Here is a 15,773-nt window from a genome sequence, read left to right as displayed (position 1 = left end):
GCCGGGCTCGACGAACAGAATCGCACCGCCCAACACCATGCCGCCAAGGCCGAAGGTGAGGCTGCAAAAGGCGATCACCTTGCCGATCTGCACCGGCGTGAGGCCCCAATGGGCATAGAGGCGAAAGCGCACCGCCGCCCCGGACACCGCGGCAAAGCCGAGATTATGCGAAAGCGCATAGGCGCAGAACGAAGCGAACGCGGTTCGCCAATAGGAAACCCGCGCCCCGGCATAAATGATCGCAAGGCGGTCATAGAATGTCAGCACACCATAAGCGAGCAGGGTAAAGCCAAAGGCGCTCGCCAGCGCGCGCTCGGGGATGGCGTCGAGTGCGGCGATGATGTCCTCGAGCCGAAGCGAGCGGAATTCGCGCTGGACCACGAACACCGCCGCAATCAGTAGGACGAGCCCGAGCAGTGGCGGCACATGGCGCAGCGAAAAAACCGCCCGCCGCACCGACTTGGCAGAGAGTGCTGGCGCCTCAGGCGGCATCGGCGGGGCGCGCGAGCGCCGCCTCGATCAGCGCGATGGTTTCCGGAATGCCATAGATCGCGACGAAATTACCGAAACGCGGCCCCTCCGCCTGACCGAGCAGGACCTGATAGAGGGTGCCGAACCAGGCGCGAAGATCGGGAAACGGGTGACGCTTGCCGATGTCATAAAGCAGGGTCTGGATCGCCGTCTCGTCGGCGCCTTGCGCGAGATGGGGAAGTTCCGCGGCCAGTTCCGCGAGGGCCGTGCGCTCGAGGTCATCGGGGGCGCGATGGCGCTTCGCCGGGCGGATGAAATCACGATAATAGATGATCGCGTGCTCGACGAGGCGGGCGAGCAGCGGATTGCCCTCCGGGGTTGCCGCCGGCGCATAGCGGCGGATGAAGCTCCAGAGAATATCGGCGCGTTCGGCATTGACCACGGCGGCGAGGTTGAGCAGCAGCGTAAACGAGAGCGGCACGTCCTCGACGGGGATGGCGCCGCCGCCGATATGCCAGACCGGGTTCGCCATCAGCGCCGCCCCATCCTGGGCGTGGGCGCGTTCGAGATTGGCGAGGTATTCATCGACGGCGCGCGGGATCACGTCGAAATAGAGCCGCTTGGCGCGGTGCGGCGCATTATACATGAATTGCGCGAGCGATTCGGGCGGCGCGTAACGCAGCCAATCCTCGACGGAGAGCCCGTTGCCCTTCGATTTGCTGATTTTCTGGCCGTTTTCGTCAAGGAACAATTCGTAGGTATAGGCCTCGGGCGGCATACTGCCGAGGATGCGGCAGATTTTTCCCGAAAGCCGCACGCTGTCGATGAGGTCCTTGCCCGACATTTCATAATCGACGCCGAGCGCATGCCAGCGCATCGCCCAGTCCGCCTTCCATTGCAGTTTGCAATGCCCGCCGGTCACCGGGGTTTCGTAGGATTTGCCGCTCTCGGGATCGCGCCAAGCGACGGTTCCGGCGTCGCGGTCGATTTTCGTCAGGGCAACCTGCATGACGATGCCGGTTTCGGGATGGATCGGCAGAACCGGCGCATAGGTTGCCCGGCGTTCGGAGCCGAGGGTCGGGAGAATGACCGCCATCACCTCGTCATAGACTTCGAGCAGGCGGAGCAACGCGGCATCGAACCGCCCGGCGGTGTAATAATCGGTCGCCGAGGCAAACTGATAATCGAAGCCGAAGGTGTCGAGAAACCCTTGCAGACGGGCATTGTTATGGGCGCCGAAGCTTTCATGCGTGCCGAACGGATCGGGGATCCGGGTGAGCGGCTTGCCGAGATGACCCTCCAGCATTGCGCGGTTGGGCACATTGTCCGGCACCTTGCGCAGACCATCCATGTCATCGCTGAAAGCGATGAGCCGAGAGGGCAGGCCGGTGAGCACGCCAAACGCATGGCGCACCCAGGAGGTGCGGGCGACCTCGCCGAACGTGCCGATATGGGGAAGGCCGGAAGGGCCGTAGCCGGTCGCAAACAGCGCCCGCTGCGCGCCGGTTTTGGCGAGCCGCGTGGCGAGTTTAGCGGCCTCCTCGAACGGCCACGCCTTGGGCAGGTCAGCGAGCAGCGATTGCGGGGGGGGTGGCGCCATGTTGCGAAATGTGTCCGTCATGAACGCAAGCTAGAAACCACCCCGATCTTGGTCAATGTGCAAGACGCCTTATAATTCGGCAATGTCACAATCATCCTCGCCGCCCCTCGCCTCGTCCCCGCGGCAATCCCCCGCTCTGGTCGCCGTCGAGGGGCGGGCGGCGCTTTTGACCCCGGCGGGCGAGATCATCGCCGGGCCGCCTGCCGCCATCACCGGCCCCCTCGCCGCTTTGCCGCCGCCGCTTCTTGTGCATGCCCCGGCGGTGTGGCGACGGCTCGGCATCCGGCCGCGGCCGGCGCTCGATCTTCTCGAACTCTTCGCCTTCGTCCACCCGGCGCGGGCGCTGGTGCCGACGCCGCGCGGGCTCGCCAGCTTTTTCGATCACCCATCGCCCGGCCCCGATCCCGCCGAGCAGGTCGGCCTGCTCGCGGGGTTTGCCGCGTCCCTGCTTGCCGACCTCGCCCGCGCCCGCCGGCTGCCGCACAACCGCGACGCGGCGGCGCTTGCCGCGGGACTTGGGCGCGCCGGCTGGGGCTGGACCGAGGCGGTGCTGGCGGCGCTCGATGAGCCGGCGGCGCTGCCGTCCGCGGAGGCGCTCGCGGTCTGGCGGCGTTTGCCGGAATGGCCGGATACGGCGCCATTGCCGCCGCCTTCGGCGCATCCCGTCGGCGCCGCCGAGGCCAGGCGGCGGCTCGCGGAGATCCTCGGCGCCGACGCCGAGGCGCGCCCCGGGCAATCCGACTATGCCGCCGCCGCGACCGAAGCCTTCGCCCCGCGCGCCGCGCGTGGCGCACCGCATCTCGTGCTCGCCGAGGCCGGCACCGGCACCGGCAAGACGCTGGGCTATCTCGCGCCCGCGAGTCTCTGGGCGCAGCGCAATCAGGGGCCGGTGTGGATCAGCACCTTCACGCGGCATTTGCAGCGCCAGATCGAGGGCGAACTCGCCCGCCTCTATCCCGATCCGGCGGCGCGGCGGCGGCTTTCGGTGGTGCGCAAAGGGCGGGAGAATTATCTCTGCCTGCTCAATTTCCAGGACGCGGCGCAGGGCATGGGGCTTACCGTCCCGCCGCTCGCGCTCGGGCTGATTGCGCGCTGGGCGCTCGCAACCCATGACGGCGACATCCAGGGCGGCGATCTTCCTGGCTGGTTCGCCGAACTTTTTGGCCAGGGCGCGATCCTGGCGCTCGCCGACCGGCGCGGCGAATGCATCCACGCCGCCTGCGCGCATTGGCGGCGCTGCTTCGTCGAGCACGCCATCCGCCGCGCCGAGAGTGCTGAACTGGTCATCGCCAATCACGCCTTGGTGATGAATCAGGCGGCGCATTTCTGGAACTGGGGCGAGGGCGCGGAGGAGAGCGCGGTGCCGACCCGCTATGTTTTCGACGAGGGGCACCACCTGTTCGACGCCGCCGATGCCGCTTTCGCCGCCGTGCTATCGGGGGTGGAGGCCGCGGAATTGCGCCGTTGGCTGCTCGGGGCCGAGGGGTCGCGCTCGCGCGCCCGCGGCCTGCGCGCCCGGGTCGGCGAATTGGTCGCGGGGCTCGCGCCGCTCGAGGCCGCGCTGGAGGCGGCGCTGGTCGCGGCGCGGGCCTTGCCGGCACCCGGCTGGGCGGGCCGACTCGCGGGCGGCGAGGGGCCAGAAAGCGGCGATCTCGCCGGTGATCCGATTGGCCCGGCGAACCCAGCGGAGGCGTTTTTCCACGCCCTCAACCGCCAAATCCTCGCGCGCACGCCCGGCGCCGCCCCCAAACCGGAAAGCACGCGGATGCCGCTCGAGGTCAATCTCCACCCGCTCGACCCCGCCGTCATCGCCGCCGCGACGGTGCTGGAACGGGCGCTTGCGCGTCTCGCCGCGCCGCTGGCTGCGCTGCGCACGCGGCTCCAGACGCGGCTCGAGGATGCGGCGGAGACGCTCGACAGCGCGACCCGCAACCGCATCGCCGCTGCCTGCCGCACCCTTGGCCGGCGCGCGTTGGAGCGGCTGGCGGCGTGGCGCGAGATGCTGGTGGCGCTTGCCGAACCACCGCCCGCACCCGGCACGCGGCCGCGTTTCATCGCTTTCCTGCGCCGCGAGACGCTGCCTGGCGGCGGGATCGAAGTTGGCCTCCATCGCCACTGGCTCGACCCGACCGAGCCGTTCGCCGCCACCCTTGCCGCGCCCGCGCACGGCATTCTGATCACGTCGGCGACGCTGCGCGACGAGGGTGCGGGCGATCCCGTTGCCGCTTGGGAAGCCGCCGAGGCTCGGGTCGGGGCGGAGTATCTGCCGGGCCCGGCGGTGCGCGCGGCACTCCCCAGCCCATTCGACTACGCAGCGCAAACCAGGGTCTTTATCGTCGACGACGTCGCCGGTGGCGACATCGCCGCCCTCGCCGGCGCCTTTCGCGCCCTGTTCCTCGCCGCGCACGGCGGCGCGCTCGGGCTTTTCACCGCGATCGGCCGGCTTCGCGCGGTGCATGCCCGGCTCGCCCCGGCGCTCGCCGCGGCCGGCATTCCACTTTACGCCCAGCATGTCGATGCCATGCACAACGCAACATTGGTCGATATTTTCCGCGCCGAGGAGGAGAGCTGTCTTTTGGGGACCGATGCGATGCGCGATGGCGTCGACGTGCCGGGCCGCGCGTTACGCCTCGTGGTGTTCGAGCGAGTGCCGTGGCCACGCCCCGATATCCTGCACCGCGAGCGGCGGATCCATCTCTCCGGCGGCGCGCCCGGGGCTTATGATGACCGGCTGGTGCGGCTTCGCCTGCGCCAGGCGTTCGGGCGGCTGATTCGCCGTGATGGCGATCGCGGCGTGTTCGTGCTGCTCGACCGGCGGCTGCCGACGCGGCTTTATTCCGCGTTTCCCGAGGGGGTTCCGATCCAGCGCAGCGGCCTCGCCGCAGCGGTCGCGGCGACGGCGGCGTTTCTCACTGCGGGCGTGGCCGAGACAGCGACAACGCCGCCGCTCAGTCGCAGCCGCAGCCCGGCGTCGGGCCGGGATCGTCACGAATGACGTGATGGTCGATCCATTCCGCGACCAGACGGCGCGCTTCGTTCAGCGACGCCTCCGGATGGTGGATGCGATAGAGCGTGGTGCAGCTGCGGAACGCGTCGGGATCGGGGGTGCCAAAGCTACGCAGCTCGCGATAGGCGGTGACCACGGCGCGTTCGCAGCGCCGGCTGATCGGCCGATCGTGACCGGAGGGGATGTTAGCCTGGGCCATGGCTCGGGTCGCCTTCCGTAGGTTTTGCGAATCATTCGCAACTCATTGCCTTACATATAGCGCGTCCGGTAGATATTTCGCAACCGCCTCACGGCGCCAGCATGCCGGTCGCGGAGCGGCCGAGGGCGCGCGGGTCGCGCGTCGGCCAGCGTCCGGCGTCGACCTGGGCGAGGAATTCGCCGACGATGCGGTTGAACTGATCGGGATCCTCGAGATTGATGGTGTGACCGCAATTCGGCATCACCGCGAGTGCGGCGGTCGGGATGGTGCGCTTCATCAGGAGGGCGGGGTTGAGGCAGGGCCAGTCTTCATCGCCGGTCAGAATCAGGGTCGGCACATCGAGCCGCGCCATCTCTTGCGTCAGATCATAGAGCGAGGGCCGGGCGCGCTGCACGCCGAGCTGGGTATTGGCCGAACCCAGCGCCGAATGCTCGGCGAGCATCGCGCGGAACTGCGCAAATCCGCGCGGATCCTTATTGGCGAACTGCACCCGGGTCGGCCCGTCGCCATATTTGGCGGCGAAATCGGCCATCGATTCGCGTTGGAGATAGGCCGCCGTCGCCTCCGCCTCGGCCTGAAACGCCGCCCGCCCCTCCGGCTCGGCGCCATAGCCGCACCCGGCAACCGTGAGCGAGAGCGCGCGCGAGGGATGCGTCAGCCCGAAATGGAGGGTCGCGAAGCCGCCCATCGAGAGGCCGACGATATGCGCCCGCACGATACCGAGATGATCGAGCACGGCGACGATGTCGCCAACTGCGCGGGCTTGGGAATACTGCGTCGGATCGGCCGGCACGTCCGACGGCGGATAGCCGCGCGCGTTATAGGCGATGGCGCGGTAGCGCTGGCCGAAATGGCGGAGCTGCGGCTCCCAAGCGCGGCAATCGCCAGCGAATTCATGAACGAAGACGATCGGCGTGCCGCGGCCGGTTTCCTCGTAATGCAGGTTGACACCATCATCGGTCCGGGCATGCGGCATGGTTTCCTCCTCGCGGCATTTTCATTTTCTTCAACATTATAGCGCCAGCCCCGGAAAACGCCGAGAGATCAGGCGACGATCACCGGAATGCGTTCAGCCGGCGGGGTGTTGCGGCTGCGCCCGGCGCGGACGATGCCATCGATCACCACCATGCCGATGCCCGGGAGATCGCCCAAGCGCACGCTTTCCAGCAGATCTTTTCCCGAACTGTGCTGCGCGCGGTCCATCAGCACGAAATCGGCTGCCCGGCCGACCTCGATCAGGCCGCCATCGAGGGCGCGCAGCCGCGCGGTGTTGCCGGTTGCAAAGCAGAACGCGGTCTCGGCCGGAATTTCGCCGAAACTCGCAAGAAAAGCGATCAGGCGGAGAAGGCCGAGCGGCTGCACGCCAGAGCCGGCTGGGCTGTCGGTGCCGAGAATGACGCGCGACAGCTGGCCGAGTTCGCGCGCGAAGCGGAGCGCGCTGAGGCCGGCGAGTTCGTTGCCGTTATGGACGATCTCGATGCCGCGCCCGCAGCCCTCGCAAAGACAGCGGATTTGCCGGGGCGGCAAGGCGGTGTGGCCGCCATTGATGTGGCCGATGATATCGGCATCGGCTTCGAGCACGGTATCGGCATCGATATAGCCCGAGCCCGGCACGCTCGGCCCGCCGGTATGGATGGTGCTTTGGATGCCGTATTTGCGCGCGAACGCCACCATCTCCTTGGCTTCATAGCCGGCTTTGACGGTGCCGAGCCCGACCTCGCCGAGCAGCTTCACGCCGGCGGCGGCGAGTTCGGCAAAATCGCTTTCCACCATGCCACGCTCGAGCACCGGCGCGCCGGCGCGGACCTTGACGCCGTTGGGTCGGAAATTGGCGAATGCCCGCTCGGCGGTGATCGCCAGCGCCTTGACGCCGACGATGTCGCGCGGCCGCCCGGGGAGATGCACCTCACCGGCGGAGATCATGGTGGTGACGCCACCATGAAGGCAGCTTTCGATCCAGCCGAGCTGGCTCTGGCGCGGCGTCCAGTCCCCGAACACGGGGTGGACGTGGCTGTCGATGAGGCCGGGGGCGAGCACCGTCCCCTGCGCGTCGATCACCACCTTGGCATTCTCGGTATCGCACTCCTTCTCGCGCCCGAACGCGGTGATGCGGCCGGCTTCGGCCACCACGGTGTCGGCATCGAGGATGGGCGCTTCGAGTGCGCCCGAGAGAATCAGCCCGATATTGCGAATGACGAGCTTGCCGATCTGGGTTTCCGGTCCGGCGGCGAGGGCCATGAGACGTCTCCTGCTCTCGGGTTTACGAGGCGCGGGCGGCCTCGGCGGCGCGCAGGCCGAGCCGCCGCAAGGCGCGGTCGATCCAGTGCGCGGTCAGTTTTTCCTGAAGACTGTTCTGACGCAAGCGTTCAGCGAGCGCCGGGAAATCCACCCGGTCAAGCCCTTGATCCTGATTGAAGCAGGAAAAAACGACACTTCGCTCGCCGCTCGCCGGGTCGATCTGCGGCTGCAGGCATTGCGCGCAGACCTCCTTCATCATGCACTGCATCGGCGAGTTGATCGAGCCGATGGCACTGTGGCCGGGCTTGAGGAACGGCGCGAGCACGCCATGCCGCGCCGCCCCCACCGCTTGCATCATGCGGTCAGAGCCGATGGCGATGAGGTGCTCGCACGCGGCGAGCGGCACCTCCTGTTCGCCGAGCCGGCCCTCGCCATAGGCCACCATGGCGGCGACGATATTGCCGACAAAGCTGCGGTCCTGCGGCCGGGCCGGGGTGAAGCCCGGCGCCTCATCGCAGCACCAGACGATGACATCGGCGGCGCGCTCGATCTCCTCGACCTTGTAGCGGTCGATCATCTTCTTATAGCCGGCGAAATAGAGAACGCGTGTGCCGCGCGCGCGCAAGGCGGCGCCGATGCTGAACAACACCGCGTTGCCGAGGCCGCCGCCGACCAGGGCGACCACACTCTGTTCCGGCAATTCGGTCGGCGTTCCGGTCGGCCCCATCAGCACGACGCGCTCACCCGGCGTGAGCGTCGCGCAGAGATCGGAGCTGCCGCCCATCTCGAGCGCGATCACCGCGACCAGGCCGCGCGCCCGGTCGGTCCAGGCGCCGGTCATGGCAAGCCCCTCCATCGCGAGCAGGGTCTCGCCGATCCCTGGCTCGGTGAGGCGCGGGGCGAAGCGCTCGTAATTCTGCAGGCGAAAAAACTGGCCGGGGCGGAAGGCGCGCGCCGCCGCCGGGGCGTGCACCACCACCTCGACGATGGTTGGCGTGAGGCGGTTCACGGCGTGCACGCGCGCGACCAGCGCCGCCCCACAACGCGCGATCACCGCGGCGGCATCGCTTGCGGCGGGCGGGCGCGCGGCGAGCACGCGCGAGACCACCGGATAGCCGCGCCGCGCACTCCCCATCGCTTTGACGACATTGCCGAAGAAACTCGGGTGGAGATCGCCGAAAAAACTGACGAAGCGGCCATCGGGGGCGCGGTGCATCAGCACGTCGGCGCGTTCCGGCTTGGCGAGGCCGCGAACGGGTGTCACCGGCGCGCCATCCTCGCCGATCGCTTGGAAATAGCGGCCATCGAGGGCGATGCGCCCATCTTCGCGCGCGAGAACGGTGTTGGGCTGGGTGCCGGCGGCGACCAGAATGGCGCGCGCCGGCAAGACCGCCTCGCTGCCATCGCCGCGCCGGCAGCGCAGAGAAGCAGCGTGGCCATGCTGATCGACCGTGACCGCGACCGGCGTCAACCCTTCCGCGAAACGCACGCCCTCCTCGAGCGCTTTCGCAACCTCCTCGTGATTGAGGGTATAGGAGGGCGCGTCGATCAGCCGGCGGCGATAAGCGATGGTGGCGCCACCCCAGGACTCCAGCAGCGGCGCGAAATGCGGCGCCCGGCCGGACGCCGCCGCCGCCGCGCGCTCGGCGCGAATGGCATCGGCATGGGCGAGGAATTCGGCGGCGATCTCGCGCTCCTCCGCCGACCAGGTGGCGCGCACCGCGTCCACACCGCGCTCGGCGATCAGGATTTCATAGCGGCGGGCGAATTTTTCCACCTGGCGGACGTAATAGGCGAGGCTTTCGGTCGCGGTGTCGATGGCGGTGAGGCCGCCGCCGATCACCACCACCGGGAGACGGATTTGCAGATTGGCGATCGAGGAGAATTTCGCCGCCCCGGTCAATTGCAGCCCCATCAGGAAATCGGAGGCCTGGCGCACCCCGCGCGCGAGCCCGTTCGGCACGTCGAGCACCGTCGGCCGCCCCGCCCCCATGGCGAGCGCGATATGATCGAAGCCCATCGCCCAGGCGTCATCGATCGAGAGCGTCGCCCCACCCCCGAAGCGCACGCCACCGAACATCGCAAACCCCGCCCGCCGCTCGAGCAGCAGGCGGATCAGCTTGAGATAGTTTTTGTTCCAGCGCACCGTGATGCCGTATTCGGCGACACCGCCGAACCCGGCCATTGCACGGTCATCGAGATTTTCGAACAAGGTCTCGGCGTCTCGGATCGGCACATGCGGATCGAAGCCGAGCGGCTCGATCTTGAGCCCGTCGATCGCAACCACGCTATGGCCGTCATTGAGCAGGTGATGGGCGAGCGTGAACCCGGCCGGGCCGAGCCCGACGACGAGCACCGTCCGCCCGCTTTGCGGGTGCGGCAGCGGGCGGCGGATGTCGAGCGGGTTCCAGCGGGTCAGCAGGGCATAGATCTCAACCCCCCAGGGGAGCGCCAGAACATCGCGCAGAACCGAGGTTTCGGCCTGGGGAATATCGACCGGATCCTGCTTCTGATAGATGCAGGCTTTCATGCAGTCATTGCAGATGCGATGCCCGGTCGCCGCCATCATCGGATTGTCGATGGCGATGATCGCGAAGGCGCCGATCGCCGCGCCCTCAGCGCGGAGCGTGTGCATTTCGCTGATTTTTTCTTCGAGCGGACAGCCGGCGAGGGTGACGCCGAAGGGGGATTTCTGGAATTCGCCGCTTTTGCGATCGCGCAGGCCCTTCGAGCAGGAATCCTTGCCCTGATTGTGGCACCAGATGCAATAATTCACCTGATCGAGCGCCTGTTGGTCGCCCATCCCGGGATCGGTGAGCGCGAAGCCATCGCGGGCGCGCCAATCATGCTCGGGAAGACGCAGCATGGTGACGCCGTCGCGGAGAATGGTTTCGACGGGAACGAGGCGAGCGGGATCGGGCTTGTGCGGCACCTTGAAAAGCGTGCCATCGCGGTGCCGCGCTTGGCCGGCGTCACTCAGCACCGCCCAGGCGGCATAGCGGCGCGCGAGATCGAGCCCTTCCTCGTCGCCGGCGGCCTCGAACCCAGTGACGGCGGCGGCAAAGCGCGCCTCGGTCAGCGGCGCACCCAGTTTCGCCTCGAACGCAGCGCGCAGCGCCTCGCCGTCGAACCCCGTCGCTTCGGGAAATTGCCGCACCGCTTGGCGCTGGACGAAAAGCCGCTTGCAGGCGTGGATCGGGTCGAGTTCATGGGTGCGGCGGGCAAGCGACTCGACCTCGGCGCCGATGCCAAACAGGTTTGCAACGAACCGGTCGAGATGGCGGCCGAGCGCGATGACGAGATCGCTTTCATCCTTGGGCGCGAGCGCCTTCGGGGCGGCACGGGCGGCAAGCAGGCGCGTCGCCAGCGCCGGCTCCTCGGCACCGAGGGCAGCGAGAAACGCCTGATCGAGGCGGATCAGCCCCTCCCGCGTCGCGAGCGACGGGAAATCGAAGCCAAAGCCGAGCGTGGGGGCGGGGTGTTCCAGCATCGTTCAGATCAACTTCTTGAGAAGAGAGAGAAACAAAGGCCGCTCCGTCGGCGAGAGCGGCGCCAGGGTTGCTGCGGTGATTTCGGTTGCGCATGCCACGGCTTGGCGGGCCACTTCAAGCCCTGCCAGGGTTGCCCGGAGCACATGGGTGCGGCGGTCAGCGGGGTCAAAGTCGCGGGTGACCAACCCGCGCGCGACGAGACGCCGGACGACGCCTTGGATCGTCGCCGGATCCATCGCGGCGAGACGGCCGAGGCGGTTTTGCGTCACCGCGCCGCAGGTGACGATCTTGATGAGAGCGGTGAACTGGGTCGGCGTCAGATCGCGCGCGCCCATCATGTCCTGAAACAAAGCGGCGTGGCGCTGGTGGGCGCGGCGCAGCAGGAAACCGGCCTGCGCTTCCACCACATAGCCCCCCCAGGCCGGGGCATCAGCAGCGGCGGCCTCGTCGCACGCGGGCGCGCCCATGCCGGCAGCTTTGGTCATCGTTTTACTCACTTTCGCCAAGCCCGCCCGCCCCGGTGTCAAGCGCGGGGCAAGAGCCGATATTGTTTGTATACAAATAATCGACCCGGCGCGGGCGAGGCGTCAAGAGGCTTGAAAAGACCATTCAGCCGCCCCGCGGCTCCGTCGTCGCTCGCCATCATCGGCGTGGTATCATCCGCGTGGTCTGGCCAGAGCCGGTGGCGCACCGGGGGCGTTCGCGATAATGAAATGACTTGCGCGGGTCAAAATGGCTGCAGCAAGCGGTCGATATAGCGCAGCTCTTCCGCCGGGCGTTCGCGTTCGCCGCCGCGGCGGCGAAGTTCGTCCTCGATACTGCGGCTCCGCGCCTGTTCCATGGTGTCTGGCACCGCGACATCGTTCGCTTCGTCGGCGCCGGCGCTCCCTTGCTCGATGGCGCGGCCGAGCGGGTCGTGGCGCAGCCTGCGGGAATGGCCGGTGCCGTTGGGATCGCTGCCGTCGTCGCCGCCTTGGGCCTCGCCACCGCTTTGGCCGAGCTGGTTTTCACCCTCGCCCTGCTCATCGGCGTTCTGATCGCTGTCGTCTCGCGTTTCCGCCTCGGCTCGCGCCAGCGCCTGGCCGCCCTTGGCGAGCGCACTCAACGCTTGCTGCTCGGCCGCCGCCGCTGCCGCGTCCTCGCCCTGGCCGAGTTCGGTGCCGGCCTGGCGCATCGCCATATCGGCTTCGTTGAAATTGGCGGCGGCGTTTTGCTGAGGCAGCCCAGCCGCGTCGGCGGCAGGCGCACCACCATTCTGGCCAAGCTTGCGGCGAAGGGCCTCTAGCGCCTGGCGAAGTGCTGCCTCGCCATGTTGATCCGCTTGCTGCTCGGCGCTGGCGCGCGCGGGGTTGGCCGGCTTCGGCGCGCGCGGGACGGGCATCAGGCCGAGCGGCAGTCCGCCGGGTTGGCGAAGCGGCCCGCCGGCAGTGTCATCCTCCGCCTCGGCGCGCGCCTGGGCACGATCGAGCAGCGCGCCTTGTCGGCGGATGAGATCACGGAGCGCGTCCTGTTCCGCGCGCTGCTGTTTGCGGGCGGCCTCGCGGGCCGCCTCGCGGGCGGCATCGCGGGGATGGGCGCGGGCGTTGCGAAGTGCCGCCAGCCGCTGCTCGATCGCCTGCATCTCGGCGCGCGCCGCGTCCATCCGGCCGGCCTCGGCGTCTTTGCGCATTTGTTCGGCCATTTGCCGGAGTTTGTCACCATCGATCCGCTGCGCGGGCGCGGTGACCGGCGGGGCGTTTTTGGCCTCCTCGGCAAGCGCCTGGAGATGCTCGGCGAGCGCCTCCTGAAACCGCTGCATCAGGCGGTTAATCTCCTCGGGGCTGACCTTCTCACCGGCGGCGCGACGCTCAAGCGCATCGTGCAGTTTCTGACGCGCGGCCTCCAGCGCCCGCTCGGTCTCGCCGGCGTGGCCCTCCTCGAAATGCAACGCGAGCTGCCACATCCGCGTTTGCGCCTCGTTTACCGCCGCCGGCGCCGGATTCAGGCGCAACAGCGCCTCGATCGCGCGATAATTGACCCATCCGCCATAGTCGGCGCCAAACAGCGCCGTGCGCTGCGCCGAACGTTCGAGGAGCGCGATGGCGCCGAGCCGCGCGTCGGGATCGAGGCTGAGCAATTTTCGCGCGGCGATGAGCGTCTGCGCGATCGGATTCCTGAAATGGCGCTCCGGCAGGGTGACGGAGGCGGGTTCGCTCTGGGCTTCGAGCCCGGCCTCATTGTGCGCGACCAGCCGCGCCGTGACCGGCAAGCCCGCCCAAGGATGCGCGGTGAGATCGAGGATGGCGGTCGCGTGGGCGGATTTCGGGTCGGCGCCGGGAAGCGGCAGGGCGATGTCGGATGCCCGCGCCTCCGCCCGCGCGGCAAGCGAAAGACGGAGGTCGAGCGTCTTGATGCCGTATTGGTCATGCGCCTGCCACGGCACGCGCAGTTCGGGGTGCGCCGGCTCGGAAGAACGCGCACTGGCCAGGACAGGCCCCGGCGGGGCGGTGAAGGCGACATCGGGGGGCGTTGGCGGAATCAGCGTCACCGTCCACGCGCCACGCTCCGTCCAGCCTTGGCGCACCGCAACCCGCCCGCTCTCTGGGAGCGCCGCCTCGATCTGAAAACTATCGGCGTCGAGCGCGGTGAACGCAACGCTTTGGCCGCCGATCAGGAGCCGCGGCACCGCCTTGCGGCCACTCAGCGTGACCGAAAGGCGCGAACCCGCGGGCACGCTCACCGCGCTGCCCGGCGGATGCAGAAAAAGCGGCGGCAGGCCGGTATAGGCCGGCGGCGTGATCCAGGCCTCGAGAAGCGGCGCCGGCCGCCCCGCGGCGAAAACGAGATCCGGGGTCACGGCGCGGCGAAGCCGCGAAGGCGCCTCCGGCCCGGCGATCACCAAAGCGGCGGCGAGGGCGACGAGAAGGGCGGCGCGCAGCGCAAAGCGGTCGTGCCGCGCGAGCCCAGGATGCGGCCAGCCGCTGCGAAGCCGCCCGATCCGGGCGCGCACTGCGTCGCGGTGGGCGCGCCACAGCGCCTCGCTCGCTGTGCCGAATGGCGCGGGCTGATCGGCGAGGGCAGCAAGCGGGCGATGGGCGAGGCCGGAGGCGCGCTCCAGCCGCCGCTCCGCGGCCGCGCGATCGGGCCAGACGAGACCGCGGCCACCGCGCCAGAGCAGAAACCCAAGCCCGAGGGCCAGCGCCGCGAGCAGCGCCGCATGCAGCATCGGCGGCAGGTGCGCCGGAAGATCGAGGAGGGCCGCGAGCAGCGCGAGCCCGAGTACGCCGAGCGCCGGCCACAGCGCCGGCCCGAGTTGTTCGAGGACAATCACGACGCGCGCGCGGGCCCTGGCCCGGCGCAGCCCGGGAAGCGCGGGCGCAGCTGGCTCGCGGCGCGGCGCCGTCACCCCGACGCCTCGATGAAAGGCGGCACGCTCTCGCCCCGCCAGAGGTCGTCCTCGCGCTGGCGCGGCCGGATCACCGCCCACTGCGCGCCGTCGATCATCGCCGCGGCGGCAAGCGGGCGCGCGTTATAGGTGGAACTCATCACCGCTCCATAGGCTCCTGCTTCCAGAATGGCGACGCGTGAGCCCGGAACAAGAGGGGGGAGGAGACGATTGGTTGCGAAACTATCGCCGCTCTCGCAGACCGGGCCGACGATATCGACCGCGATCGGCGGCGCTTTCGCGTCTTTCGCCGCGAGCGGCACGATGCCATGCCAGGCCTCATAGAGCGCCGGGCGCAGGAGGTCGTTCATCGCCGCATCCAGCACCACGAAAGGGCGCGGCGCCGCGTTCTTGACCAGGACGACGCTGGCGAGCAAGACACCGGCCGGCCCGACCAACCAGCGCCCGGGCTCGATCACGAGATCGAGATCGAGCCCGCCGAGGGTCGCGCGCAAGACTCCAGCGAGAACCGCGGGCGCGAGCGCCGCCTCATCGCGATAGGTGATGCCGAGACCACCGCCGCAATCAAGCCGGGTGACAGGCAAGCCGGCGGCGCGAAGATCGCGCACCAGCCCGGCAAGGCGCGTGAGCGCGGCGCGATAGGGGCCGGCCTCCGTGATCTGGCTGCCGATATGAACCGCAAGGCCGAGCGGACGAAGACCGGGAAGCCGCGCCGCCTCGGCATAAAGCGCCGGGACGGCGTCGAACGGGATGCCGAATTTATTGCCGCGGCGCCCCGTGGTGATTTTGGGATGGGTTTTCGCGTCGATATCGGGATTGACGCGGAGTGCAACCGGCACCTCCCGCCCCATCGCCTCGGCGATCGCCGAGATCATCGCGAGTTCCTCGGCGCTTTCGACGTTGATCTGCCCGATCCCCGCGGCCAGCGCCGCGCGGAGTTCGGCCTCGGTCTTGCCGACGCCGGAAAAAATGATCCGCCCGGGCGCGATACCGGCGCGGCGTGCGCGCGCCAATTCGCCGCCGCTGACGACATCGGCGCCGGCGCCAAGCGACGCGAACAGGCGCAGCACGGCGAGATGGTCATTGGCCTTGACCGCGTAATGAATGGCCGCGAGCCCCGCGAGCGCCGCCGCCAGCGCCCGATAGCGCGCCCGCATCACGCCGGCGGCATAAACCCAGGTCGGGGTGCCGAGGCTATCGGCGATGGCGTTGAGCGGCACCCCCTCGAGCAGCAACCCATCCATCGCATGGTAAGAAAATGGCGGCCGCGCGGCGATGAGGTCGGCGGGCGTGGGATCGGGTCCGGAGAGATCGTTGTCCATGGCGGCTCAATACGGCGGATAGACGCGGGGGTAGGTGATCTGGTCTTTCGGGCCGGGCGC

General features: G+C 68.8%; 9 protein-coding genes. 1 reads left to right on the top strand and 8 read right to left on the bottom strand.

The genetic code is table 11. The annotated features are described in order from the left end of the window. Positions 1-481: 481 nt before the first annotated feature. Positions 482-2,092 (bottom strand): lysine--tRNA ligase, encoded by a 1,611-nt coding sequence (locus tag ACP5M5_RS06620; RefSeq protein ID WP_427936314.1) that lies wholly within the window; start codon positions 2,090-2,092, stop codon positions 482-484. 61 nt (positions 2,093-2,153) lie between these two features. On the opposite strand from ACP5M5_RS06620, the gene ACP5M5_RS06615 reads away from it, so the two are divergent. Then, positions 2,154-5,066: an ATP-dependent DNA helicase gene (locus tag ACP5M5_RS06615; RefSeq protein ID WP_427936313.1), complete on the top strand. Its 2,913-nt coding sequence runs from the start codon at positions 2,154-2,156 to the stop codon at positions 5,064-5,066. On the opposite strand, the gene ACP5M5_RS06610 is transcribed toward ACP5M5_RS06615, so the two are convergent. From ACP5M5_RS06610 to lysA, 7 genes are all read right to left on the bottom strand, one after another. After that, positions 5,020-5,277: a hypothetical protein gene (locus ACP5M5_RS06610; RefSeq protein WP_427936312.1), complete on the bottom strand. Its 258-nt coding sequence runs from the start codon at positions 5,275-5,277 to the stop codon at positions 5,020-5,022. The two genes, ACP5M5_RS06615 and ACP5M5_RS06610, sit on opposite strands and share 47 nt — an antisense overlap. Before the next feature lie 88 nt (positions 5,278-5,365). Further along, positions 5,366-6,253 (bottom strand): alpha/beta fold hydrolase, encoded by an 888-nt coding sequence (locus ACP5M5_RS06605; protein ID WP_427936310.1) that lies wholly within the window; start codon positions 6,251-6,253, stop codon positions 5,366-5,368. 68 nt (positions 6,254-6,321) lie between these two features. Beyond that, entirely contained in the window at positions 6,322-7,515 is a 1,194-nt protein-coding gene (locus ACP5M5_RS06600; RefSeq protein ID WP_427936309.1) for an amidohydrolase family protein, read from the bottom strand. A 22-nt stretch (positions 7,516-7,537) separates the two neighbouring features. Then, the gene (locus ACP5M5_RS06595; protein WP_427936307.1) at positions 7,538-11,005 is read right to left on the bottom strand and encodes an FAD-dependent oxidoreductase; all 3,468 of its coding nucleotides are present in this window, start codon (positions 11,003-11,005) and stop codon (positions 7,538-7,540) included. Between the two features lie 3 nt (positions 11,006-11,008). Next, complete coding sequence (locus ACP5M5_RS06590; protein WP_427936306.1) at positions 11,009-11,491, bottom strand: MarR family winged helix-turn-helix transcriptional regulator; 483 nt, start codon at positions 11,489-11,491, stop codon at positions 11,009-11,011. 242 nt (positions 11,492-11,733) lie between these two features. Next, on the bottom strand, positions 11,734-14,391 hold the full coding sequence (locus ACP5M5_RS06585; protein WP_427936305.1) for a DUF4175 domain-containing protein: 2,658 nt from the start codon (positions 14,389-14,391) through the stop codon (positions 11,734-11,736). Beyond that, a complete protein-coding gene (gene lysA, locus ACP5M5_RS06580; RefSeq protein ID WP_427936304.1) occupies positions 14,388-15,713 on the bottom strand; it encodes a diaminopimelate decarboxylase in 1,326 nt (441 codons plus the stop codon). The genes ACP5M5_RS06585 and lysA overlap by 4 nt, the downstream gene beginning before the upstream one ends. Positions 15,714-15,773: the final 60 nt, after the last annotated feature.

The organism is Acidibrevibacterium sp. (genome assembly GCF_049965395.1).
In the GTDB taxonomy this organism is placed as follows: Bacteria; Pseudomonadota; Alphaproteobacteria; order Acetobacterales; family Acetobacteraceae; genus Acidibrevibacterium; species Acidibrevibacterium fodinaquatile.
This window is presented reverse-complemented; position numbering and strand designations above follow the sequence as displayed.

What these genes read in the sequence shown, in the direction of transcription:
- ACP5M5_RS06620 (WP_427936314.1), bottom strand. Translation starts at nt 2,092, where the DNA reads ATGACGGACACATTTCGCAACATGGCGCCACCCCCCCCGCAATCGCTG.
- ACP5M5_RS06615 (WP_427936313.1), top strand. Translation starts at nt 2,154, where the DNA reads ATGTCACAATCATCCTCGCCGCCCCTCGCCTCGTCCCCGCGGCAATCC.
- ACP5M5_RS06610 (WP_427936312.1), bottom strand. Translation starts at nt 5,277, where the DNA reads ATGGCCCAGGCTAACATCCCCTCCGGTCACGATCGGCCGATCAGCCGG.
- ACP5M5_RS06605 (WP_427936310.1), bottom strand. Translation starts at nt 6,253, where the DNA reads ATGCCGCATGCCCGGACCGATGATGGTGTCAACCTGCATTACGAGGAA.
- ACP5M5_RS06600 (WP_427936309.1), bottom strand. Translation starts at nt 7,515, where the DNA reads ATGGCCCTCGCCGCCGGACCGGAAACCCAGATCGGCAAGCTCGTCATT.
- ACP5M5_RS06595 (WP_427936307.1), bottom strand. Translation starts at nt 11,005, where the DNA reads ATGCTGGAACACCCCGCCCCCACGCTCGGCTTTGGCTTCGATTTCCCG.
- ACP5M5_RS06590 (WP_427936306.1), bottom strand. Translation starts at nt 11,491, where the DNA reads ATGACCAAAGCTGCCGGCATGGGCGCGCCCGCGTGCGACGAGGCCGCC.
- lysA (WP_427936304.1), bottom strand. Translation starts at nt 15,713, where the DNA reads ATGGACAACGATCTCTCCGGACCCGATCCCACGCCCGCCGACCTCATC.